The organism is Flavobacterium sp. AJR (genome assembly GCF_002156885.1).
Taxonomy (GTDB): domain Bacteria; phylum Bacteroidota; class Bacteroidia; order Flavobacteriales; family Flavobacteriaceae; genus Flavobacterium.
The window spans coordinates 1-25,377 of the sequence record NZ_NCWQ01000072.1; the positions used below are offsets into that span (position 1 = coordinate 1).

A 25,377-nucleotide genomic window follows, 5' to 3' on the forward strand; every position below is an offset into this window, starting at 1 on the left:
TATTAACGCTGGTTTGTTTCTGAAAAAAAGAAAAAATAACTGCTGATTCGCTATATTATTATGTAATTTCTTAATTTTTTTTCAAGTTTTAGTTTGTATTGATATTTAGAGTATTAGCAGTTTTATTGGGTTTTAAGAAAAGGTATTGAATTAATGAGAAATTGAGAAGAAAAATTTTTAACGTTTTTTTTGGATATGTTATTATTTTACATACATTTATCACATAAACGATAAAATGCCACACTTTGTCGATTATTTATAATTGATATAAATTATTTTTAATTAAAAAATCCAGATTAATGAATCCAAATTTACAAATTGAACTTAGACGTTTTATTTCTTCAAATGTTGTTTCAAAACTGAATAAATTTTATTTTGAAAATGACGCCTTATTAATTAAAGCTATTGATGCTTCTATCGGAACTATCTTAATAGGAGTTTATAATAAAATACACGAAGTCAGTTTGTATAATGAGTTGGTAGAGATTGTTGGGAATACAGATTTTTATAAAGAAATAGATTTTGAATCCGGAAGACTATTATCAGTCGATGAATGTTATAAAGACGAAGGCAATAAGTTATTAAAACGAATTTTTGATAACAAAAAGGGGCGAATTACCGAAATGGTCTCTAACGAAGTAGGTATTAAAAGCGAAACTGCTCGCGAAGTATTAAATTTTTCAGCACTATTAGTTCTTTCTTATTTTAGCTATAAAAAGCAAGTGCAAGAAGATCTCCAATTATTGCTAGAAGAGCAAAAAAGAGGTGTTTTAAATAGTATTCCTCTCGGAATCAAAATTATCTTAGGTTTTTCATCTTACGAAGTTGTCGAAGAAAAAAGGAAAACCAGATTTTCAAACTCAATTTTCAATCACATTTTTTCAAATAGTAATTCTTAAGAACTGTCTTTCGTTTTTAAGTCAAAAAAAAATCCCATTTTACATTTTGTAAAATAGGATTCTCTCGTTTATGTATAATTTGAAGATTTATACGTTCTTCAAATTGATAACTTCTTGTTCTGTTAAAAAACGCCAGTTACCTCTTGGTAAATTCTTTTTGGTTAAACCAGCAAAAGATACACGGTCAATACGTAAAACATCATATTCAAAGTGTTCGAAGATAGCACGAACTACTTTTACATTTGATGAACGTAACTTTAACCCAATTTCGCTTTTTGGCTCATTGTCGATATAGCTAATGTCTTCAACAAAAACACGGTGTCCGTCAAGAACTAATCCTTTGTTTATTTTTTCTAAATCTTCAAATTTCAAGTTTTTATCTAATGAAACCTGGTATATTTTAGATGATTTCTGACTTGGTAAAGTAAATTTACGAAGCATATCAGTATCATTTGTAAACAATAATAAACCTGTAGTGTTTTTATCCATTCTACCAACTGCAGCAATCTTTGCATTAGTCGAACCACGAACCAATTCTAATACGTTACGGTATTCCTGACCTTCGTCAAAAGCAGTCGTAAAGTTTTTTGGTTTGTTTAATAAGATGTATTCTTTCTTTTCTGGAGTTAAAGTTGCTCCGTCAAAATTTACTGTATCTCCTGGTTTTACTAAGTATCCCATTTCTGTAACAGGTACTCCGTTTACTTTTACATTCCCAGATTGGATGTAGATATCTGCATCACGACGAGAACATGCGCCAGAATTAGCAATATATTTGTTTAAACGAATCTCATCAGCAGCCTTTTGTCTTTTAGGTGCTTGATTCGGTTTTTTGGCAGCTTTTGCAGCAGCTTCTTCCTCTACTTTAGTAATCGGTTTCGCTTTTTTTGGCCCTTGTGCACGCTTTTGCATGGCAGGTTTTGGCTTATTTGAGTTAGGTCTTGAGCTATTTGCTCTTGGTCCTTTTCCTTTATTATTGCCTTCCTTATTATTCATAAATCCTGTAATTTGTGCAAAGATAGTTTATTATTGGTTAATAGCAGTAACTTGATTGTTGTTAGATTACTAGCTTTTAATACTATTACCAGCCTTTTAATTGAAAATAATCTAAAAATGCTGAAAATTTTAAATCAATTATATTTTTAAAAGTAAAGTTTTTCCATGCCACAAAACACTTGGATTAATAAGTACAATACAAAACACTCCCGAAACGATAAGAAATTTTAAAACATTGTGCAGAAGTAAAAATTGTGTCTTAGAATTTGATTTCCAAAGGTAAAGTAAGAAAAATATTAAAACAATAAAGCAGATGTAGAAATAAATGTCCATATAACCTACATCATATATTTCGATTAGAATGTAAACGGGAACAATAGTAAGAAAAGTTAAAAAGGTAATAATCTTTTTTGAAGTTCTCTCGCCATAAAGAATTGGAATGGTTTTGTAATTATTAACCAAGTCTCCTTTTAGGTTTTCTAAGTCTTTTATCATCTCACGAATAAGCAATAATAAGAATAGAAAAACAGCATGAGCAGAAATTACTGCAAAATGGCCTCTTTGGTTTTCTAAATCATCAAAAGAAATTTGATTGTAAAAATATACTAATATCGCAAAGAATGGTAAAACAGCAAGTAAGGCAGCCGTTAAGTTACCGATTAATGGATACTTTTTTATTTTATGTGAATAAAACCAGATTAAGAATATATATGCCGAAAAGAATAAAAATGCCCTCCAGGACACAATCAGCGCCATTAATGAGCCAATGAAGTTTAGTGTGAAATATACGCTCAGTTTTGTTTTTTGACTTACTAGTCGATCCAACATTGATTTGTTTGGACGATTTATTAAATCTTTCTGACTGTCATAAAAATTATTAATAATATAACCTGCTGCAATAGTAATTGCCGAAGCAAAAACAATTAAAAATAAATTGAAGTCAAGTAGTATGTCAAGCGCCCTTTTTTCGGGAGCCAAAATAAATATTGCCGATAAGTATTGTGCTAAAACGATAATAGGAATGTTGTAGCCTCTTATTACAGAGAACAAACTTATTATTTTCATCGCTAAGATTTTATTCTGTCGGCTTAACATTTCTTTTGTTAGAGGTTAGTGTTCTTTGTAGGATACAGATTATATATTGGTTTTAAAATTACTAAAGTACATCTTTTAATAATTTTGAAGAGCCATATCCCAATTTTCTTATGCATACTAAAGCCTCTTTTTGTGATATTGTGGTTTCTTTTATTCTTTCTTTTTCCATAAAATAGATAGAACCACTCCACGGACTTGGGGCATTTGGGATAAAAACCGTGCAATGTTCTTCGTCGATTTGTTCTATTAAAAAAGCAAATTGCCATCCATCATCTACACGAGCCAAAACAACTTTTAAGTCTTTAGAATTTTCAAGCCCTATGATGTTTTCATTCATGTTCTTCATAAACGAATATCCAGGGATAAGACTTAAAATACTAGTTTCTAATTTAATAATTAAGATTTTTGCTTGTTTGGTTCGAGCTAATAATCCAGCCAAAAAACAAATTAATATAATAATTAGTAGGCCTATTAATTCTTCTAGTGCCATTCCTAATACTCTCACTTTGGGTAAATTGCTAACTAACGGAATGGTAATCTTTTGTAAAATGTGATAGCCTTTCTCAAAAAGGACCAGGATTATGGCTAATGGAATCAGAAAAAGAATTCCGCCTACAAAAGTTGACTTGAGGATGCTTAAAATACTTTTCATATTAAATAACTTGCTAGATTGTGATAATTTTTAAAGAAAAAAAGGCACGTTAGTGGCATTTAATTTTTAGAGTCGAATATATATCGACTCTAAAAATTGTAACTATTTAATATTCTAAAATCTTAGAATTTGTATTCAGTATTTAAAATTGGTAAACTACTTCTAGTTTGTAGTCTTTTAATGATTGCTTAGCGCGTTCTAAATCTTGGGTAAAACCAAGAATATAACCTCCACCGCCAGAACCACATAATTTTAGGTAATAATCATTTGTGTCAATACCATTTTGCCAAATACCATGAAACTGTTCTGGAATCATAGGTTTGAAATTATTCAAAACTACTTTTGATAATTTTTTGGTATTACTAAATAAAGACTTCATATCGCCATGTAAAAAATTCTCTACACAAGCATCAGTATATTTTACAAACTGGTTTTTTAGCATAGTACGGAACCCTTTGTCTTTTAGGTTTTCCATAAAAATATTTACCATTGGAGCAGTTTCACCAACAATTCCTGAGTCTAATAAAAATACAGCTCCTTTTCCGTCAAAACTTTGATTAGGAATTCCAGTTGCCTCAATATTATCTTTAGAGTTTATTAAAATCGGGATGCTCAAGTAACTATTTAATGGATCTAAACCAGAACTTTTTCCGTGGAAAAAACTTTCCATTTGAGAAAAAATAGTTTTTAACTGTAATAATTTCTCGCGAGTTAAATTTTCTAGAACCGTGATTTTATTTTGAGCATATTTATCATAAATGGCAGCTACAAGTGCACCGCTGCTTCCAACTCCATATCCTTGTGGGATACTTGAGTCAAAATACATTCCTGTTTCAACATCATTCTTTAAAGTAACCAAATCAAAAGTAACCAATTCTGGTTGTTCTGCTTGTAATGTTTCAAGGTATGATGTAAATCTGCTTAAACTTGCATTTGAAGAAATGGCTTCTGCCGAAGGATTTTCGGTTCTCTTCAGTGCGCCATTGTAAAAATTATAAGGAATAGACAAACCTTTAGAGTCACGAATAATTCCGTATTCTCCAAAAAGTAATATTTTCGAGTAAAATAATGGTCCTTTCATATATTTATTTAATGTCTTTCTTAATTCTGTTTGGGTCTTGTCGTGTGTCGAAAAATGTAATTATTTCGACTCTTTTTGTGTTGAATTTATAATATATTGTTGTTTGCTTAGACAAGACACATTTGTGATAGTTTTTATTTAGTTCCGATTTAGGAAAAATTTCAGGTTCTATTTGTATTAGATAAATTACTTTGTCCAGATTTGATATAAATTTATTTTTTACTTTTTTTGACCATTTAATTTCTAAGTATTCAAATAATTTAAATAAACTTTTTTCTGCATTTTTTGAAAAGATTATTGTTCTTTTCATTAACGATGCTTTTTCATCATATCTTCATACAAAACAAATTCACCTCGTTCAATTTGTCTTTCCCCTTCTTTAATTTCTTCTTTTTGTTCATCAGTTAAATCGTCCCACCAATCTTTTTTCTTTTTGGTTAACAATTTTTTGACCGCCAAAATGATTGAAAGGTCATCTGTACCTTCCAGAATATCTATCACTTCACGTTTTTCTAATTGAATGTCCATGATCTAAATTTTAATTAAAGATACGAAAATTATAATGCAATTGAACCCAATCCAATTTCGTCGCAAAGGTACTGACCATTCTGACAAAATACAACTAAATCGTCCTGAATAAATTGTAAGACTTTTGCGCTAACGTTTTCGGGATACAAAACATGAACATTTGCTCCTGCATCTAGTGTAAAACAAACAGGGATTTTAGTTTCGGCTCTAAATTTCCAAATTGCGTTAATAATCTGCAGAGTATTTGGTTTCATTAAGATAAAATACGGCATTGATGTCATCATCATAGCATGTAATGTCAATGCTTCGCTCTCAACAACTTTGATGAATTCGTCCAAATCTCCAGTTTTAAAAATAGAAATTAGTTTATCTAAGTTTTCATGCGCTTGTGCAAAACGTCTTTCGGCATAAGGATGGTTGTGCATTAAATCATGACCTACAGTACTCGAAACTTGTTTTTCGCCTTTATCAACTAATAAAATAGTGTCTTGGTAATTTTTAAAGTTTTCATGAATTGTATTTGGAAATTCTACTCCAAATAAATCAGAACTTCCTTTTATATTTGCTTGATTTCCCCAAACAACTACGCTTCCTTTTACACTTCGGCAAGCACTCCCTGAACCTAAACGGGCTAAGAAAGAAGCTTTTTGAAAGAAATAATCATCGGTCATTTCTGGGTTTAAAGTTTTTTCTAAGCTCATAAAATTCATTGCCAAAGCTGCCATTCCAGATGCCGATGAGGCTATTCCTGAACTATGCGGAAAAGTATTTTGAGTGTCAATTGTAAAATGATACTCTTTCAGGAAAGGGAGATAAACGAAAACACGTTCCAAAAATTTCTGTATTTTCGGTTTGAAATCTTCTTTTGGTTTTCCTTCAAAAAGTAAATCGAATGAGAAATTATCAGTTGAAATGTCTTTTTTAGCGAAAGCTAGTTTAGTAATTGTTTTACAATTGTTTAAAGTAAAGCTTACTGAAGGATTTGCCGGAATTTGATTGTCTTTTTTTCCCCAATATTTTACCAAAGCAATGTTACTTGGAGCGCTCCACTCAAAATTGCCTTGATCTATAGTCGAAGTATATTTTTTTGGAATAAAATCGTTTGCTGTAAACATAAAAATATAAAATTTACGCAAAGATACTTTTTTTGAATTATACCTTTTGCACTTTTTGATAGGCTATAAAAATGTTTACCTTTATTAACTCAAAAAAAGAATATAAAATGAATAAAATCACTCGAATTTTAGCTGTTGTTGTTACTTGTCTTGCTATTGGATATTTTTCGGGAATTGTTACCAGAACTAGTGTTGATACTTGGTATCCGACTTTAATCAAGCCAAGCTTTAATCCGCCTAATTGGGTTTTTGCACCAGCTTGGAGTCTGTTATATCTTTTGATGGGGGTTGCAGCTGGATTGGTTTGGGACCGAATAGAATATGAAAAAGAAGCAGTTAAAAATGCATTGGTTTTCTTTGCAATTCAATTGGCTCTAAATGCTTTGTGGTCGTATTTATTCTTCGGATTAATGAATCCGTTATTAGCGCTTCTTGAAGTTTTTGTTCTTTGGCTGATGATTTATGAAACACTTTTAAAATTTATAAAAATCAATAAAATCGCTGGTTATTTATTAGTTCCTTACTTGCTTTGGGTAAGTTACGCCACAGTTCTGAATGCTAGTATCTGGTGGTTGAATAAGTAATCCTGAGTAGCAGTTTACAGTTGCGGTATTCAGTCTCAATCAAGAAACTGAGACTGTTACTGAATACTTTAAACTTTTTTCACAGTTTCTTAAACATTTCGTTTTTTGCATACAAAAAATCCATTGTAGCTAATACATTATTGTTTTCTAAAAGGTTCTTGGATCTTGGATCAGCATCGCAAAATTCAATAAAAAGGTCTTTTTCCTCGGGTTTTAACTTTAAATTTTTGGTGAAAAAATCTGAAGGTATTGATTTTGCTATAAGTTTTTTGAAATCAGTTTCCGAAGTTTTCTTTTTAAGTTCTTCCTTATCTTTTTTAAATAAATTAAAAAGGCCTGTTCCCATTCGGGTGAAGTCCATACCATTTGGAATAGTTCCGTCGTAAACGCCAGTATATTTTTGTAAAGATCCAGCTTCTTTATAGAGTTTTACGTTGTCTAGATCTTTTTGAGAAATTTTTACAGGATTAAATTTCATAGTAGTTACGACTACTTCATCTAATTCTTCGGCTTTGATAGCCATATTAACAATAATATTATTTTTATCAATATTGGCCTGAGTTATTTTTAGTCTTGTGAAAAAGTAATCTTTAGAGAAAAAAAGTAGACTATCTTTTACTTTTACCGGAATGGAAAACTCTCCCAAAGCATTTGTTCTGGTGCTGGTTTTCGCTGTTTTATTAATAACTTCTACTTCTTTAAGAGGATTGTTGTTGGAAAAAACTTTTCCGTGGAGTAATTTTTCAGTTTGAGAAATGCTAAGTTGATAGGTAAGTAACGAAATTGTTGTAAGTAATTTTACTTTCATATATGGTTAATTGGTTGAAAGTAAAATTATTAGAATTGTCTTAACTAAAACTTATAGAATGTTTAAAGTCTTGTTAATTCGGTTTTTAAATCATCAGTCTCAATGTTATTACCAGTCGTAGTTCTTAGAGTTGAAAACTGCGACTGGTACTGAATACTAAATTGCAGAAATTTTATTCACGAATCGAGCTAATTCACCGTTATTTATTAGAACAGGGCCATGACCAAAACATAATATTTTTGGGTTTAACTTGGCTAGTTTTTTTATGGATTCCCTATTTTTTTGTTGATTGGTTGTAAACAAGTTTGGCGGTTCATGTAATCCAAGAACAGTGGTTAATAAATTCATGTTAGTCATTACATCACCAACTATAAGAACACCATCGTGTTCTCTAAAAAAAGATAAATGCCCGCTGGAATGCCCAGGAGTTTCAATTACAGTAAATCCGCCTACGATATCTCCTTCTTTAATAATTTTGGATACTTGACAACCTTTTCCAGCCCAGACTTTTGCCTGAAAATTAGAAATTATATTATTTGGATTTGGGTATTCAATAGTTACATTTCCGCTTTCGGCCGCTTGTTTTTCGGGTTCACTACACCATAATGGGATTTTTAAAGTATCACAAATGATTTTACTGCTTCCCTGATGATCGGCATGAGCATGGGTGAGTACGTGGGTATTTACTTTTTTATTTTTTATAGCATTTAAAATTTTGGATGCCGAGCTTCTTATTCCTGCATCAATAAGTACATCTTCAATTAAATAACAATTAATACTGTTTCTGGGTAATACCGGTATTTGGTACACATTTTTGGCTACGTTTTTCATTTTATCAAATTTTATTATTGACAAAGATGAAAAACGAAAATACTAACCTATTTGATAAATGTTAAGAAATGCTTTGTCTAATGCGACTTAAAGATTCGGGTGTAATACCCAAAAAAGATGCAATGTATATAAGTGGTGTACGCTTGATAATCTTTGATGGTGCGGTTTGTAAAAAAGTAAGGTATTTTTCTTTGGCAGGAATCATTTGTAGTTTCAATAATCGATCTGCCATGCATAGGTAGTTTTGTTCGGCCAGAATTCTTCCAACACGTTCCCAATTAGGAATTTCATTGTATAATTGTTGCATTCTTTGATGGCTTATCGAAAGAACTTCGCATTCCTCAATACATTGTATGTTTTCGAAAGAATGAGTTTGGTTTATAAAACTGGAGTAGGAGGCAATAAAGCCATCATCACAGCTTAAGTAGGTCGTTATTTCTTTTCCGTTTTTTAAATAATAAACTCTGGCGAGCCCTTTAATAATGAAATAAATTTTATTGCTGGTTTTCCCAATAGTAGCTAAATATTCTTTGGCTTCAATTTTATCATATTCAAAACAAGAAACAATCTTTTTAATTTCGTCCTCGGTAAATGAAGCGATTGCTTGTATTTGTTTTTCTAATGAAATTGAATTCATAGTTAAGTCTTTTAGATACTATTTGCTACAATAAAACCACTTGTCCATGCATTCTGAAAATTAAATCCACCAGTAATTGCATCGATGTTTACAATTTCTCCAGCGAAGTATAAGTTTTCATGAAGCTTGCTTTCCATCGTTTTAAAGTTGATTTCTTTTAAATCGATTCCGCCTGCGGTTACAAATTCTTCTTTAAAAGTACTTTTTCCGTTTACCTGGAAAGTTCCATTTGTTAACTGATTAGCTAAATTCTGAAGTTGAACTTTAGATAAATCTGCCCATTTGGTTTCTACTTCTATATTAGAAGCCAAAACTAAACTTTCCCATAATCGATTTGGGAAATCGAAAGGGGACTTTTTGGAAACAGCTTTTTTGGCGTGTTCTTGTTTTAGATCTTTTAGAATCTTTTCGGCATCTTCGGTATCAATATCATTTAACCAATTTACAAAAATCGTAAACTGATAATTTTTGTCATGCAAAATACGTGCTCCCCAAGCCGAAAGCTTTAAGATTGCCGGACCACTCATTCCCCAATGGGTAATTAATAATGGACCTGTTGATTCCAGTTTGGTGTCTTTTACCTTTACTGTAGCTTGTGCAGCAACACCAGGTAACTCTTTTATTCTTGGGTCTTTTATATTAAAGGTAAATAGGGAAGGGACAGGGCTTACTATGGCATGCCCAAAAGTTTGTAGCATTTCCCATATTTTAGGATTGCTTCCTGTTGCTAAAATCAATTTTTCGGCTATATAATTCTGGTTTTGCGTTTCGATTTTCCAGAAGTTTTCTTTCTTAAAGATAGATTGTACGCTTTGACCCGTAAGTACTGTGATTCCTAATTTTGCGGTTGCTTTTAAAAAGCAATCAATGATAGTTTGTGAAGAATTAGATACTGGGAACATTCTTCCGTCATCTTCAATCTTTAGTTCTACACCATGTTTTTCAAACCATTCTATGGTATCTCCGGAACAAAACTGATGGAATGGTCCTCGTAGTTCTTTTTCGCCACGCGGATAAAATTTAACCAATTCATTAGGCTCAAAACAAGCATGAGTTACATTACAACGACCACCACCAGAAACGCGAACTTTTGTTAGTACTTCGGAACCACGTTCTAAAATAGCGACTTTTAATTTTGAGTTTTTCTCTACAATATTAATTGCTGTAAAAAATCCTGCTGCTCCGCCACCTACTATTATTATATCAAAATTTTGAGTCATATTTTTATTTTAACCTCTAAGTATCTTTGTCAAAGTTTTGAACTTTGACAAAGATTAATTGGATGTTGATTTTTATATTCTATCTGGGAAATCACTAATGATTCCGTTTATGTTGTATGTTTTTATTCTTGCAATGTCTGCTGCTTCATTGACTGTCCAAGGAAAAATCTCAAATCCTTTTTCTTGTATTTGTATTGCGTTCTCTTTGCTTAACAAATTAAAATCAGGATTAATTGCTTTTGCTTTTATCGCTTCTGCAAAAGTAATAGCCGAGTCAATATCAGTTTCGGTTAAAACGCCAACGGGTATTTTCGGATTTAGTAAAACTATTTCTTGTAAAAAATCCCATTCGAAACTTGAAACAATAAAAGAATTGTAATTCCAGTTTTTTTCCGAAACGTATAATTCGATTAATACAGCTACAGCATTGGCAGTTCCTTGACCTTTTAATTCTATATTAATAAAACATTGCTGGTTTACTAATTCAAAAACTTCTGGTAATGTTGGAATTTGCTGCTCTTTTTCTGTTCGGAACGCTTTTAATTGCTGCAAAGATAATGTATTTACAAATCCTTTTCCGTTGGTAGTTCTGTCTATTGTTTCATCATGAATTACAATAATATGACCATCAGAACTTAGGTGTACATCTAGTTCTATTCCGTCAGCATTTAAGTCTAATGCTTTTTGAAAGGCCTTTAAGGTGTTTTCGGGTTCGTAACCTCTTGCGCCACGATGTGCTATTTTTAGCATTTATTGAGATTTATTGGCAAAGGTCGGAAAAAATAGATTTGTTGCGTATAGTTTTACCACAAAGAGCGCAAAGTTTTACGCAAAGTCCGCAAAGCTTTAATTAAAAAAAGAATAGCCACAGATTATAATGATTCATACAGATTTCAAAAATCCATTTTATCATTATAATCTATGGCTAAAACCTTGTGTTTAGATTTTAACTTTTATTCTAGTTCTAATACTATTGCAGATTTTGGTTCTAGAGTAATTTCAGATGTTAAATCGAACGTTTTTCCTGTAAGGATGTCTTTTCCTGATTTAAAGTTTTTGATGTTTTCTTTAAAACGATTTGTTTTAAGAGATTGCGCTGTAGCATTGTTATTAAAAACAACCATTACAGTTTTAGCATCAGTATATCTAAAATAAACATAAGTATTATTCTCAGGGATATAATGTGTCATTTTTCCGAAATGAACGGCTTCGTTTGATTTTCTCCATTTGAATAATTTTGAAGTAAAATCGAAATATTTAGCTTGTTCTGCTGTTCTTCCTGCTGCGGTAAAAGCATTGTTTTTATCGCCATTCCATCCGCCAGGGAAATCTTGACGAATATCAGCATCGCCTTTGCTTTTATCACCACCCATTCCGATTTCTGAACCATAATACAATTGCGGAATTCCACGAACAGTTGCCAATAAAGTCATTGCCAATTTGTATTTTACAAAATCATATTTGTAAACATCATTGATTCTATTTGTATCGTGATTTTCTGCAAAAACCAAAATATTGTCTGGGTTTGGATATAGATAATCTAATGCAAAATTGTTGTAGAATTTAATCATTCCGTTATCCCAAGTTGCTTCACTTTCGTTAAAAGCAGAACCAATTTGATTATGTAATGTAAAATCCATTACACTTGGTAAATTAGAATTGTAGTTTTCAATCGCACCTATTTTACTGTCTTTTTGCCAAAAGGCTAAATTTGCCTGATTGTGCATCCAGATTTCTCCAACAATATTAAAGTTTGGATATTCATTAGTAATTGCTTTTGCCCAATTTGCCATCGCAGCAGGATCTGAATAGTTGTAAGTGTCTACTCTAAATCCGTCAAGATCCGCATACTCAATCCACCAAATCGCGTTTTGAGTTAGGTATTTTGCTACTAAAGGATTTTTTAAATTTAAATCTGGCATTGAAGGCACGAACCAACCATCAATGCAAACTTCCTGATCTAATTTTGAGGCGTGGATATCCGTAATTACTTCACGTCTGTGATGCGTCTGTGTGAAAGTTTCAAATTGATTGAACCAAGTTTTTGTTGGCATGTCTTTAATCATCCAATGCGTGATTCCCCAGTGATTGGTTACATAATCCATTACTAGTTTCATGTCTTTTTTATGCATTTCTGCAGCAAGACGAACATAGTCTTCATTGGTTCCGTAGCGAGGATCTATTTTATACACATCCGATTGTGCGTAGCCATGATACGAATGTTGTTTGTCATTGTCTTCGTTTAAAGGCGTATTCCAAATAGTTGTTGCTCCTAATGACGAAATATAATCCAGGTTTTTGATGATTCCTTCGACATCACCACCATGACGTCCGCTTGGGTCTTGTCGGTTTCCTTTTTCTGTTAGAGTAGCATTAGTATCATTTTTAGAGTTTCCATTTGCAAAACGATCTGGCATGATTAAATACATCACATCCGATGCATCGAAACTTTTGCGTTGAGCAGAATTTTCTCTTCTCTTTTTTAAAGAATATTTTTGTGTAAATGCAACTTTGTTTTTGTTTTTAAATGAAAAAACTAACTCAGATGCAGGAATGTCTTTAGTGTCGATTGTTACGAAAATGTAGTTAGGATTTTCGGTTTTTTTAATGTCTTTAATAGTTACATTATTAGAAACAGAAGGTTCGTATTGGGCTATGTCTTTTCCGTAGAACATAATCTGTAGTTCTGGATTTTTCATTCCTGCGTACCAGAATGGCGGCTCTACTTTCTGGATTTGCGCTTTCGCGGAAGCGGAAAACAACAAAACCATTAGTATTAGGTTTTGGAATAATATCTTGTAAAATTTCATGTTTTTTCGTTTTTAGTTTGTATTGAGGATTTAGTAAGATGATTGCTTTAAAAATCATTACGAATTAAATCATCATTAATTATCATTAAATTTCCAGAAATAATAGACTCATGAACAATATCTTTTCCAAATTTTCTTTCTAAAACAGAAAGCACTTTTTTTCTTTGGATTTCATTGTTTATTATTATGTATCGAATGTTTTCTAAAGAATTTAATGATAAAGTAAATTCAGGTAAATGAGGTTTTTTTTGATATTTTGTTTCCTTTAATTTTATGAATTCATCTTTAGATAATAATCGGTCATTAATCAAATTAGGAATATATCTCCATTCTCTTTCATGATAAGTTCTGATTACTTTTCCTTTATAAATTGTTTTCCAATTTTTGAAAAATTGAATTGCTGGAATTGCAATGTCTCGAATGCTTTCTAAATTTTTATCATATTCTGTATAATCAAAATCTTTGAAATCTTTTTCTAAATTTTCTAATGTTTTATTATCAAACATTTTCTGTAACATACTAGAAAAATGCATTTGAAGAAGCTTTGAATGAATGTCTTTAAATGGTGTTGTTTCATGTATATAAACAACAGGAGAAATAGAATTTTTTATAGCCCATTCTAAACTCATTCCTATTCCAAATTTTCCATATCTCATATATAAATCAACATCTCTTAAAGGAATATTACAGAAGCTTGTCATTGGAATGTAATAATCAATATCATTTATTTTTTCAGCACAGAAAGAAGGAGAAAATCCATCTCTTAAAATTTTTAAGAGAAATTCAAAATTGTTTGTGTAATGAACAATATGATTGATTTCCTTTTGGTTAAAGGTAAGATCTACATTTTCTGTTTTTTTGAGCTTCTTCATGGGTGTATTGAATTATAAATTTACAATCCTAAAAATAGTACAAAAAGAGCTGGCTCTATGAAATAAAATGATATTAAAAAGACAAGTAATCTTGGAGAAAATCACTTGTCTTTTTTAAGTTTTATTTAGTTTCGATTATGCTAATTGCATAACCACCACCTGGAACAGATAACTGTGATAATTTTGATTTATTTGTTACAGCTATTTTCTTGATAGTGTAAGCTTGAGGATTTGTTTTGTAGTGTGCATCTTTTGCATCAGCATAAATAGTTGCTGTGTATTTCTTTCCTTTTTCAAGGAAATCAAAGTTGATGTTTGATGTACGACTAACATCTCCGTTTACATTACCTACAAACCAGTTGTTAGTACCTTTTGCTTTACGAGCTACAGTAATATAATCACCTGGTTCTGCTTCAATATATTTACTTTCATCCCAATCGATAGCAACATCTTTGATGAATTGGAAAGCATCTGCAAATTTGTTGTAGTGCTCAGGAAGATCGGCTGCCATTTGTAATGGGCTGTACATAGTAACGTATAATGCCAATTGATTAGCAATTGTACTGTTTACATGCGATTTGTTATCAGGATTAAGTTTGCTAATGTCCATTTCGAAAATACCTGGAGTATAATCCATTGGTCCACCAATTAATCTTGTAAATGGTAAGATTGTTACGTGATTTGCTTTAGATCCACCAAATGCTTGGTATTCTGTTCCTCTTGCAGATTCGTTACCGATTAAGTTAGGATATGTTCTGCTAATTCCTGTTGGGCGAACTGCTTCGTGTGCATTAACCATAATTTTATATTCGGCTGCTTTTTCCAATGCATATTGGTAATGGTTTACAATCCATTGGTCATAATGATTTTCTCCTCTAGGCAAAATATCACCTACGTAACCACTTTTTACAGCATCATATCCATTGTCTTTCATGAATTGGTATGCTTTGTCCATATGACGCTCGTAGTTACGAACTGAACCTGAAGTTTCGTGGTGCATGATGATTTTTACACCTTTAGATTTTGCATAAGCGTGTAATCCTTTTACATCAAAATCCGGGTAAGGAGTTACAAAATCAAAAACATAATCTTTTGAATGTCCAAACCAGTCTTCCCAACCTTCATTCCAACCTTCTACAAGTACGGCATCAAAACCATTTTGAGCAGCAAAGTCAATGTATTTTTTTACGTTAGCATTAGTTGCTCCGTGAGTTCCGTTTGGTTTTGCTTTAGAGAAATCAGAAACTCCAAGTTGTACCGTTGGGAAATCGTTAGTGTATGACCAAGAACTTTTTCCTGTAATCATTTCCCACCAAACACCTACGTACTTAACTGGTTTTATCCAAGACGTATCTTCAATTTTACAAGGATCATTTAGGTTTAATGTCATTTTTGAATTAAGAATTTCTCTTGCATCATCGCTAACAATAATTGTTCTCCAAGGAGAATGACTTGGTGCTTGCATGTATCCTTTATCACCTTTTGCATCTGGAGTTAACCATGATTCGAAAATCATGTTTTTATCATCCAGATTTAAGTGCATACATGAATAATTAATTAATGCTGCTTCATGAAGATTGATATATACTCCTTCGGCAGTTTTTAGCATAAGCGAAGTCTGAACTCCTGTTGGAGAAAAAGACTTTTGTGATACGTTTGCAGTATATGCTTTTTCAGATAATCCACGGATTTCAGATAATTTTGATTTTGTATAATCGTATTCTTGTGTGTCGTAATCACCAGGAATCCAAAATGCAGTATGGTCGCCCGTCATTGCAAATTGTGTTTTTTCTTCTTTGATTACAAAATACGTAAGGTTCTTTTGAGTTGGGAATTCATAACGGAATCCTAGTCCATCATCAAATAAACGAAAACGGATTAACAATTGTCTGTCTGTTCCTTTTTGGTTTAAGGTTACCGCAAGTTCATTATAATGATTGCGAATAGAAGCTACTTCTCCCCAAACTGGTTTCCAGTTTTCGTCAAAAGTTGTAGTTTTTGTATCAATAACCGTAAAATCATTTAGTAACGATTTTTTATCGTCTTTAAGCTCAAGTCCCAACTTACTGGATTTTACAACCTCTTTGTTTTTGTATTTAAGATTGTAAGTTGGAGTTCCGTCGCTTTGTAGCGAAAACTCCATGACAAATTTTCCTTCAGGCGATTTTAGTTGTTGTGCTTTTGTAATGTTACAAAATGCAACTAGAATGAAGGCTGTGAAAATGAAATTCTTCATGTTGATAAATTAAAAAATGTTATAAAAATATATAGAAGCTACTATTTATGCAATTGCATATTTTGTAGCGACTACGGTTTGACCATTAACGACAATGGCTAAGTCGGTATCTCCATCTACAGAAAACGTAGTTTCGTTATGGTTTATTGACACTTTTAGAATTTGATTTCTAAAATTGATTTTAAATGAATATCCTGTCCATTCTTTCGGAATTTTTGGAGAGAAATGTAAGGTGTCGTCTTTTACACGCATTCCTCCAAAACCTTCTACAATACTCATCCAGGTTCCTGCCATCGATGTAATATGACAACCTTCTTCTACTTCTTTATTATAATCGTCTAAGTCTAAACGAGAAGTTCTTAGGTAGAATGTATATGCCATATCCATTTTATCCAATGCTGCTGCCTGAATGGAGTGTACGCAAGGTGAAAGTGAACTTTCGTGTACGGTAAAAGATTCGTAAAACTCAAAATTACGCAATAGTTCTTCTTTTGTAAAATGGGCCTCAAAAAAGTAAAAGCATTGCAAAACATCGGCTTGCTTAATATATGGTGAACGCAATACGCGATCCCAAGACCATTTTTGGTTTATAGGACGTTGCGAGCGGTCTAAATCTTTTACAGGAACTAAATCTTTATCTAAAAATCCATCTTGTTGTAAGTAGACATTATGTTCTTCTGAAAATGGGAAGTACATATTATTAGCAACTTTTTTCCATTCCTGAATTTCGTTTTCGGTAAGTTGTACTTTCTCGATAATTCTTTTGTGGTCAGCAGGATATTCGGCAGCGACTTTTGTAATTTGTTCTTCGGCATAATCAATACACCATTTTGCAACATAATTGGTATAGAAATTATTGTTGATGTTGTTTTCGTATTCGTTAGGACCTGTAACTCCTAAAATTACATACTGATTTTTGGCTGTAGAGAACGAAGCTCTTTGATGCCAAAAACGTGCAATACCAATTAATACTTCTAATCCTTTTTCGGGAATATAAGAGTAATCTCCTGTGTAACGGTTATAATTGAAAATAGCAAAAGCTATCGCTCCATTTCTGTGGATTTCTTCATGCGTGATTTCCCATTCGTTATGGCATTCTTCCCCATTCATAGTTACCATTGGGTATAAAGCAGCTCCATCTTTGAAACCCAAATTGTCTTTGGCATTTTCAATAGCTTTATCCAATTGGTTGTATCGATAGGTCAATAAATTTCGGGCAACTTGTTGGTCTTTGGTCGCCATATAAAATGGAATACAATAAGCTTCGGTATCCCAATAGGTTGATCCTCCGTATTTTTCTCCAGTGAATCCTTTTGGTCCAATGTTTAATCGGTTGTCTTTTCCTGAATAGGTTTGGTTTAACTGAAAAATATTGAAACGAATTCCTTGTTGTGCTTTTACATCGCCATCGATAGTAATGTCTGACATTTCCCAAACTTTAGCCCAAGCTTCAATTTGCTCTTGTAATAATTGGTCATATCCTTTGCTTAATGCTTCCTTAATTGCTTTTTCGGCAGCAGCAAGAGTGTTGGTATGGTTTAATGAAACGGTGTAACCACCAATTTTTTGTATAGATGAGGTTTGTCTTTTAGCAATGATTACGCCATAAGTATATTCTACTTTATCTGTTGAAGAATCTATTGTAGAAGGCGAAATATTAATATTCTCGTTATTAGCAAAAATACTATTATGCATAAAAGTCGTAACCTTAAAATGTGTTTTATAGGTTTGAGCAGTTACATAAGCTTCATTTGTAGCTTTTTTTACTTCAAGAGGTTCCCAGAATTTTTCTTCCCAGTTTGCATCTTCATTGGTAACACCAGCGTCCAAATATGGTTTGTAAAGAATTTTTGCATCTTTATTTAATGGAGTAATCTCGTATTTGATAATACCAACTTCATCCAGATTCAAAGACAGAAAACGACGTACGTTAACAGCAATTTCGGTTCCGTTTTTTAATGTTGCTTCAAAGGAACGATTATACCAACCTTCTTTCATGTTTAATTCTCTACGAAAGTTTTTTACTTCGGTACAAGAATTTAAATCGAAAGCTTCTTCGTTAATTTCAACGTTGATACCAATCCAGTTTGGAGCATTAAGTACTTTGGCGAAGTATTTTGGATATCCATTTTTCCACCAACCCACTTTTGTTTTATCTGGATAATAAATTCCGGCAATATAACTTCCCTGGAAAGTTTCTCCTGAGTATTTTTCTTCAAAATTGGCACGCTGTCCCATGGCACCGTTTCCGATACTAAAAAGACTTTCAGATGATTTGACTCTTTCAACATCAAAGCCTTCTTCTATTATTGACCAATTGTCTGGTTTTATATAATCTTGATTCATTGTTTTTAAAATTTGACAATTCGTGAATTAGAAAATGAGATAATTAAGCAGTTTGAGAATTATCTAATGGAGTATCTAATTGATTAATTGTTTTTGATTGATTTGTTTATTTTGTGATTAATGATTTGATGAAATTTTGATCTATTAAGGTAAAATCCTCAAAGATGTATTTTGCTTCGTGCAAGACTGTTTTGGAACCAATTCCTACACTAGTCATTTTTGCAATATTAGCTGCTTGAACTCCTGCAACTGAATCTTCAAAAACGATAGAATCTGTAGGACTTATGTTTAATAATTGAGCCGCTTTTAAAAAAACTTCTGGGTCTGGTTTAGCATTTGTAACATCATTACCATCTACGATAACATTGAAGTAGGAGATGATTCCTGTTTTTTCAAGAATCGGACGCGCATTTTTGCTAGCTGAACCTAATGCAATGGCTTGTTTATTCTCTTTTAAAAATTGTAGAACAGGGAAAACTCCAGGAAGGATTTCGCTTTCATCCATATCTACTAAATAAGTCAGATAGTCTTCATTTTTTTGGATGAGCCATTTATCTTTGTCTTCTTGTGAAGCCTGAATGTTTCCTAATTCCAGGATAATATCTAGAGAACGTACACGACTTACTCCTTTTAAGAGTTCGTTGTGTTCGTGTGTAAAGTCAATGTTTAATGCATTTGCAATTTTTTGCCACGCTAAATAATGATATTTAGCTGTGTCAACAATTACGCCGTCCAGGTCGAATATAAACGCTTTTGTATTCATTTAATAATATGCTTATTTTGTATTTCTTTTCGAAAAAGTATTTAAATTTTGATTGTAAGGAAACCATTTCTCATTTCATCAGAAAGAGAATTTTTTAGATGTGAGTTTTAGATTTTAATGTCATCTACATCTTTCACTTTGTAAACTAAAACTGCGGCTATCAAAAAGCTGACTCCACTCGTGATTAAAGCGTACATAGCATCACCGTTATAAAGGTATTTTACGATTGGCCCTCCGATTATTGCGTTTATTATTTGAGGAATTACGATGAAGAAATTGAAAATCCCCATGTAAACCCCCATTTTTTTAGGAGCAATAGATCCAGCCAGAATAGCATATGGCATTGCGAGGATACTAGCCCAAGCCACACCAATTAATACCATAGATAGAATAACCCAATTTTCATCAGGCATGAAATAAATAGAAATTAAACCTATTCCTCCAATAACTAATGAAAGGGCATGAGTTGATTTTCGTCCAATTTTTTTTGCAATCATCGGAAGAAAAAACAAGGCTATAATTGCCGAAACAAGATTGTAAACTCCAAAAAGAATTCCAACCCAATCCCCAGCATCTTGATAGGTTTGACTTGAATTATCGTCTAATGGTAATCCGTAAATATGATGTGCAATTGCTGGAGTACTAAATACCCACATACCGAAAAGTCCGAACCAAGAGAAAAATTGCACCCAACTAAGCTGACGCATAGTAGTTGGCATTTTTGCAAAATCCGTAAAAATGTCTGTAAGTCTTGATTTTTCTTCAGAAGGAACATCAACTTCACTTTGAGGATCTTCAAAATTGGCTAATTCTTCTGGAGAATATTCTTTGGTTGTAAATAAAGTTACCAGGATAGATCCAATTAAAACAACAGCTCCCAAAATAAAGGAAAGTGTAAGATTTAAAGGAACGCTACCAGGAATAGTACTGTTAGAAACTCCAAACCATTTGGTTAATACATAAGGTAATGCCGAACCAATTACGGCTCCAAAACCAATAAGTGCTGTTTGGATACTGAATCCTGCTGTGCGCTGGTCTGTTCTTAAATTGTCTCCAACTAAAGCACGGAATGGTTCCATGGCAATATTAAACGAAGCATCCATAATCATAAGCATTCCGGCTCCAACCCATAATGCAGGTAAAACAGAAATAAATATGTTTGCTTGTGGCATTAATATTAATCCAACCGAAGCTAGAATAGCACCTACTAGAAAAAATGGTTTTCTTCGACCAAATTTCCCCCAGGTTTTATCACTATAATGTCCAATGATAGGTTGAACAATTAATCCCATTAAAGGAGCAATTATCCAAAACCATGAAAGTTCGTGTACGTCGGCACCAAAAATTTGAAGAATTCTGCTGGCATTTGCATTTTGTAGAGCAAACCCCATTTGTATTCCTAAGAAACCGAAACTCATGTTCCAGATTTCCCAAAAACTTAATTTACGCTTTTCCATTATCGTAATTTAATGAATGTACGATAAGCGCTTTGCTTATCAAAACTTAACTTATTTTTCGAAGTAAAAGTAAAAGTTTTGAGCTGGCGTAAATTTATAAATTATTTTTCTAAAGAAACAAATAAAAACCCATTAAATAATTTTAATGGGTTTTTGTATGTGATTATTTAGGGAGTTAATCTGTAGATTCTCTTTCTATAAGATGAGTTTCAATGACTTCAGTTTTGTAATTTTCTTCTTCTTCCTCGCCTTCTTCGGTTTCTAATTCCAGACGATCTATAAGCATTTTCGCAGCTTTATTCCCCATTTTGTTCCCGCTCTGGCTTACGGTAGTAATAGTGGGAGTCGAATATTTGGATATAATTCCATCTGTAAACGCAATAACGGCTACATCCTCGGGAACTCTAAGTCCCATTTTGCTGGCTGTTTTTATTATTGTAACGGCAAAAAGTTCGTTAACTGCAAAAACTGCATCTATAGCCCGATCTTCTAATAATTGACTAATAATTATTTCGCAAGTGTCTACATCTTCAATCTTAATAATAAGGTCTTCATTAAAAGGTATGTCGTTGTCTAATAATGCTTTTGTGTATCCATCTGTTCGTAGTTTTCCAACGCTTACGTAATCAACAGTTGTAACTAAAGCTATTTTTTTACGGCCCTTATCAATTAAACTCTGAACTGCTTCATAAGCTGCCGATTTATCGTCGATAATTACTTTGTCGCATAAAATTTCATTGGTAACCCTGTCAAACATAACGACTGGCATTCCTTGATTTATAACTTCGGTTATATGATGAAAATCGCCTTTAAATTGTGTTTCTTTAGATAATGATATGATAAAACCATCGATACTTCCGTTGGCAAGCATTTCCATATTAAGCACTTCTTTATCAAATGAATCATCAGATAAACATATGATAACACTATAGCCATTTTCGTTAGCAACTTCCTCGACTCCGTTAATGACTGTTGAGAAAAAATGATGTACAATTTCGGGAATAATAATACCTATTGTTTTGGTTTTACGATTCTTAAGGCTAAGGGCAATATTGTTGGGTTTGTAGTTATAGAATTTGGCGAAAGCCTGAACTTTTAATCGGGTATCTTCTCCGATTTCGAGGCTGTTTCGAAGTGATTTTGAGACGGTAGAAATAGATACATCAAGCTCCTTCGCAATTTGTTTAAGGGTTATTTTGCGTTTCATACTGTTGATATGGAAAAAATTGTTTTGTTAATAAAGATATGGTTTATTTTTAAAAATGACAGTATTATGCTTAAAAACTTATATAATATAGAAAGTTTTCAACACTATCACGTTTTCGTAAGCTGATATGATTTAGGTCATGTCGGGCATGTTAATAAATCCTTAATTTTGAAATTCGAAGTAAAAATAAAAGTTAAATATTCAACCAAAACTCAATTTTAATTTAAACAAAAAGTATGAAAACAATTTATAAAAAGTTGTTATTTTTATTCTTACTCCTTCCTTTTAGTGTGTTTGCTCAGAGCACATTAGATGGTGTTGTTCTTGATAAAGCAACAGGGCAACCGATTCCAGGAGTAAATGTAAATGTACAAGGGGGTACCAATGGTACTTCGACTGATTTTGACGGAAAATTTAAACTGTCAAATGTAAAAAGTGGGGATAAACTTGTCGCTTCTTTCATAGGTTATGTTAGTGCAACTATTAGTTTTAACGGACAAAAAAACATAAGTATTTCTTTAGAAGAAGATGCAAATCAACTTAGGGAAGTTGTAGTACAAGTAGGTTACGGAACTGTTAAGAAAAAAGACGCAACAGGTTCAGTATCTCAAATTTCTGCTAAAGAATTTAATAAAGGAATTAACGTAACTCCAGAAAGTTTAATCAGCGGAAGAATTGCTGGTGTAAATGTTGTTGGAGGTGGTGCTCCTGGAGCAAAAGCTGATATTAGAATTCGTGGAGGATCTTCATTAAGTGCTTCAAACGAGCCTTTAATTGTAGTAGATGGTCTTCCTATGAGTAATGCTAAAACAGAAGGGGCAACAAGTATTTTATCTACAATTGATCCTAATGATATTGAGTCTTTTACTGTTTTGAAAGATGCTTCGGCAGCTGCGATTTACGGTTCTAGAGCTGCAAATGGTGTAATTGTTATTACTACTAAAAAAGGTACAAAAGGTGGAGTAAAAGTTAATTTTAGCTCTCAGGTTGGTATCAATACTGTGGCTAATACAGTAGATGTTTTAAGTGCAGACCAGTTTCGTACTCTTGTAAATGAAAAAGGTAATGCTGCACAAAAAGCTTTACTAGGTACAGCAAATACAAATTGGCAAGATGAAATTTTTCATACTGCTTTAACAACAAACAATAACATTTCGGTTAGTGGTGCTTTATTTAATAAATTACCGGTACGTTTATCTGTTGGAAATGTTGATAACCCTGGAATCTTAAGAAACACTTCTTTTGAAAGAACTACGACATCGATATCGCTAAACCCTGTTTTATTTGATAATCATTTAAAAATTGATATTACTGGAAATTTAGCTTTTGGAAAAAATCAATTTCAAGATGAAGGTCCGGTAATTAGTAGTGCGATTATGTTTGATCCAACACAACCTGTTTATCAAGAAGGTTCACGTTATGGAGGTTATTTTGAATGGTTGGAAGCAAACGGTAATGTACCATTATTGCCAGCGAGAAATCCAGTTGCAAGATTGAATCAAGATGAGCGTAGAGCAACTTCTACCAGAAAATGGGGTAACATTAGGATAGATTATAAACTTCATTTCTTTGAAGATTTAAGAGTTGTTGCTGAGGCAGGTATCGATAAATTTGATACTAATGGTTATACCCGAGTAAGTACGGAGAGTATTTTAGGATATCAACCTACTACATTTGATAAAGGGAACTGGACTAATTTAGGAGGGTATACTGGTTATACAGATAGTCGTCAGAATAAAAACTTAAATACTTATTTTAACTATACTAAAGATTTAGGGAAATTTAAAATTGATGCTACTGCCGGATACAACTATCAGTTGTTTCAACGTGAGGGATATAACTCAGGTGATATTATGCGACCAAATCCGCCATCAGATGTTACTACAGATGCAGATGTTAACTTACAATCTTATTTTGGACGTTTGAATTTAGGATATGATAGTCGTTATTTATTAACGGTAAATTATAGAAGAGACGGTACTTCTCGTTTCTCTAAAGAAAACAGATGGGGTAATTTTGCCGGAGGTGCTTTTGCATGGAATGTTGCAGAAGAAGACTTCTTAAAAGGAAATGAAACACTATCTAGTTTAAAGTTAAGAGTTGGATACGGAACTACAGGACAGCAAGATATTCCACCTGCATACGATTATTTGCAGCGTGTAACATTAGGAACGCTTAGTACACAATACCTTTTTAATGGTGTTATTTACAGAGCGGCAAAACCTGAGGGATACAATAAAGATATAAAATGGGAAGATTTAGCTGAGGCAAACGTAGGAGTTGATTTCGGTTTTCTTAACGATAGAATAACAGGAACACTTAATTATTTTGATAAAAAATCTAGTGACCTTTTAGCAGAGATTCCAGTTCCGGATGGTGCAAATATCAGAAACCAAGGATATAGCAATATTGGTAGTGTAAGAACAAAAGGGGTTGAGTTTAATCTTCAATCAGACATTATCAAAAATGATAAATTAACTTGGAATGTTGCTGCTAATGCAACTTACATTGATCAAAAAATATCGGATTTAGGGACAACTGTTCCAGGATTTCAAGGGTATATTACAGGAGATGTTATCGCTGGAGGTACAGGAAATCAAGTATTAATACATTCTGAGGGGTATGCTCCAAATTCATTTTTTGTATTTGAACAATTATATGATGAAAACAAACGACCTATTCAGGGTGCATATGCAGACAGAAATGGAGACGGTGTTATAACAGATGCTGACCGTTATAAGTTTCATAAACCAGCAGCAGATTACACTTTCGGATTATTCTCTACTTTAAATTATGGGCAGTTCGATTTTACAATGAACTGGAGAGCTAGTGTTGGGAACTATATTTTTGATAACGTAAGTTCTGATAAAGGGTATTTACAAGCAGGTTTAAGAAGAGATTCTGATTTGTCTAATATTAGTTCTGATTATTACAATACTGGTTTTACTACTGAAAGTAATTCTAATGGAACACAACGTAATTACTCTGATTATTATGTAAAAGATGCTTCTTTTATTAAGTTAGATAATGTTGTACTTGGATACACTTTTAATAAAACGTTACTAAAAGCTGCTTCATTGAGGTTTACAGTTGGAGTTCAAAATGTTTTCGTTTTAACAAAATATGATGGCTTAGATCCTGAAAAATTCAACGGAATAGACAATAATGTTTATCCAAGAGCCAGAACATTCTTGTTTGGAGTAAATGCAAATTTCTAATAGTACGTTGAAAAATAAAATT

At 32.6% G+C, this 25,377-nt stretch carries 22 protein-coding genes; 3 read left to right on the plus strand and 19 right to left on the minus strand.

From position 1 onward, the window contains the following. Positions 1 to 299 precede the first annotated feature (299 nt). Positions 300 to 899: a DUF937 domain-containing protein gene (locus B8T70_RS17835; protein WP_039112545.1), complete on the plus strand. Its 600-nt coding sequence runs from the start codon at positions 300 to 302 to the stop codon at positions 897 to 899. A gap of 87 nt (positions 900 to 986) precedes the next feature. On the opposite strand, the gene B8T70_RS17840 is transcribed toward B8T70_RS17835, so the two are convergent. The 7 genes from B8T70_RS17840 to B8T70_RS17870 form a co-directional block, all read right to left on the minus strand. Beyond that, complete coding sequence (locus B8T70_RS17840; protein WP_039112544.1) at positions 987 to 1,895, minus strand: pseudouridine synthase; 909 nt, start codon at positions 1,893 to 1,895, stop codon at positions 987 to 989. 138 nt (positions 1,896 to 2,033) lie between these two features. Further along, positions 2,034 to 2,990 (minus strand): geranylgeranylglycerol-phosphate geranylgeranyltransferase, encoded by a 957-nt coding sequence (locus B8T70_RS17845; protein ID WP_039112543.1) that lies wholly within the window; start codon positions 2,988 to 2,990, stop codon positions 2,034 to 2,036. A gap of 61 nt (positions 2,991 to 3,051) precedes the next feature. Next, complete coding sequence (locus B8T70_RS17850) at positions 3,052 to 3,642, minus strand: DUF502 domain-containing protein (protein WP_039112542.1); 591 nt, start codon at positions 3,640 to 3,642, stop codon at positions 3,052 to 3,054. A 142-nt stretch (positions 3,643 to 3,784) separates the two neighbouring features. Next, positions 3,785 to 4,723, minus strand: coding sequence for a mevalonate kinase (locus B8T70_RS17855; protein ID WP_086895714.1), 939 nt, complete (start codon positions 4,721 to 4,723; stop codon positions 3,785 to 3,787). Between the two features lie 4 nt (positions 4,724 to 4,727). Next, on the minus strand, positions 4,728 to 5,033 hold the full coding sequence (locus tag B8T70_RS17860) for a type II toxin-antitoxin system RelE/ParE family toxin (RefSeq protein ID WP_086895715.1): 306 nt from the start codon (positions 5,031 to 5,033) through the stop codon (positions 4,728 to 4,730). Then, positions 5,033 to 5,251 (minus strand): hypothetical protein, encoded by a 219-nt coding sequence (locus B8T70_RS17865; protein ID WP_086895716.1) that lies wholly within the window; start codon positions 5,249 to 5,251, stop codon positions 5,033 to 5,035. The genes B8T70_RS17860 and B8T70_RS17865 overlap by 1 nt, the downstream gene beginning before the upstream one ends. Positions 5,252 to 5,280: 29 nt before the next feature. Then, positions 5,281 to 6,366 (minus strand): diphosphomevalonate/mevalonate 3,5-bisphosphate decarboxylase family protein, encoded by a 1,086-nt coding sequence (locus tag B8T70_RS17870; protein WP_086895717.1) that lies wholly within the window; start codon positions 6,364 to 6,366, stop codon positions 5,281 to 5,283. Positions 6,367 to 6,473: 107 nt separating this feature from the next. On the opposite strand from B8T70_RS17870, the gene B8T70_RS17875 reads away from it, so the two are divergent. After that, a complete protein-coding gene (locus tag B8T70_RS17875) occupies positions 6,474 to 6,950 on the plus strand; it encodes a TspO/MBR family protein (RefSeq protein WP_039112569.1) in 477 nt (158 codons plus the stop codon). A 79-nt stretch (positions 6,951 to 7,029) separates the two neighbouring features. On the opposite strand, the gene B8T70_RS17880 is transcribed toward B8T70_RS17875, so the two are convergent. From B8T70_RS17880 to B8T70_RS17935, 12 genes are all read right to left on the minus strand, one after another. After that, the gene (locus B8T70_RS17880) at positions 7,030 to 7,758 is read right to left on the minus strand and encodes a hypothetical protein (protein WP_086895718.1); all 729 of its coding nucleotides are present in this window, start codon (positions 7,756 to 7,758) and stop codon (positions 7,030 to 7,032) included. Between the two features lie 156 nt (positions 7,759 to 7,914). Continuing rightward, positions 7,915 to 8,589: an MBL fold metallo-hydrolase gene (locus tag B8T70_RS17885; protein WP_086895719.1), complete on the minus strand. Its 675-nt coding sequence runs from the start codon at positions 8,587 to 8,589 to the stop codon at positions 7,915 to 7,917. 61 nt (positions 8,590 to 8,650) lie between these two features. Further along, positions 8,651 to 9,226, minus strand: a complete 576-nt coding sequence (locus tag B8T70_RS17890; protein WP_086895720.1) for a Crp/Fnr family transcriptional regulator — start codon at positions 9,224 to 9,226, stop codon at positions 8,651 to 8,653. Between the two features lie 11 nt (positions 9,227 to 9,237). Continuing rightward, positions 9,238 to 10,446: an NAD(P)/FAD-dependent oxidoreductase gene (locus B8T70_RS17895; RefSeq protein WP_086895721.1), complete on the minus strand. Its 1,209-nt coding sequence runs from the start codon at positions 10,444 to 10,446 to the stop codon at positions 9,238 to 9,240. 72 nt (positions 10,447 to 10,518) lie between these two features. After that, the gene (locus B8T70_RS17900) at positions 10,519 to 11,196 is read right to left on the minus strand and encodes a glycerophosphodiester phosphodiesterase family protein (RefSeq protein WP_086895722.1); all 678 of its coding nucleotides are present in this window, start codon (positions 11,194 to 11,196) and stop codon (positions 10,519 to 10,521) included. A 203-nt stretch (positions 11,197 to 11,399) separates the two neighbouring features. After that, the gene (locus B8T70_RS17905; RefSeq protein ID WP_242667516.1) at positions 11,400 to 13,256 is read right to left on the minus strand and encodes a glycoside hydrolase family 13 protein; all 1,857 of its coding nucleotides are present in this window, start codon (positions 13,254 to 13,256) and stop codon (positions 11,400 to 11,402) included. 47 nt (positions 13,257 to 13,303) lie between these two features. Continuing rightward, positions 13,304 to 14,128: an abortive infection system antitoxin AbiGi family protein gene (locus B8T70_RS17910; RefSeq protein WP_086895724.1), complete on the minus strand. Its 825-nt coding sequence runs from the start codon at positions 14,126 to 14,128 to the stop codon at positions 13,304 to 13,306. Between the two features lie 121 nt (positions 14,129 to 14,249). Then, complete coding sequence (locus tag B8T70_RS17915) at positions 14,250 to 16,364, minus strand: glycoside hydrolase family 97 protein (protein ID WP_086895725.1); 2,115 nt, start codon at positions 16,362 to 16,364, stop codon at positions 14,250 to 14,252. A gap of 45 nt (positions 16,365 to 16,409) precedes the next feature. Further along, positions 16,410 to 18,710 carry a glycoside hydrolase family 65 protein gene (locus tag B8T70_RS17920; protein WP_086895726.1) on the minus strand — a complete coding sequence of 767 codons (2,301 nt, stop codon included), beginning with the start codon at positions 18,708 to 18,710 and terminating at the stop codon, positions 16,410 to 16,412. Positions 18,711 to 18,816: 106 nt separating this feature from the next. Then, complete coding sequence (pgmB, locus tag B8T70_RS17925; protein ID WP_086895727.1) at positions 18,817 to 19,473, minus strand: beta-phosphoglucomutase; 657 nt, start codon at positions 19,471 to 19,473, stop codon at positions 18,817 to 18,819. 107 nt (positions 19,474 to 19,580) lie between these two features. After that, the gene (locus B8T70_RS17930) at positions 19,581 to 20,930 is read right to left on the minus strand and encodes an MFS transporter (protein WP_086895728.1); all 1,350 of its coding nucleotides are present in this window, start codon (positions 20,928 to 20,930) and stop codon (positions 19,581 to 19,583) included. Between the two features lie 175 nt (positions 20,931 to 21,105). Then, complete coding sequence (locus B8T70_RS17935) at positions 21,106 to 22,137, minus strand: LacI family DNA-binding transcriptional regulator (RefSeq protein WP_086895729.1); 1,032 nt, start codon at positions 22,135 to 22,137, stop codon at positions 21,106 to 21,108. Positions 22,138 to 22,373: 236 nt separating this feature from the next. Here B8T70_RS17935 and B8T70_RS17940 point away from each other — a divergent pair, with 236 nt between their 5' ends. After that, the gene (locus B8T70_RS17940; protein ID WP_086895730.1) at positions 22,374 to 25,355 is read left to right on the plus strand and encodes a TonB-dependent receptor; all 2,982 of its coding nucleotides are present in this window, start codon (positions 22,374 to 22,376) and stop codon (positions 25,353 to 25,355) included. The last annotated feature ends 22 nt before the right edge of the window (positions 25,356 to 25,377 follow it).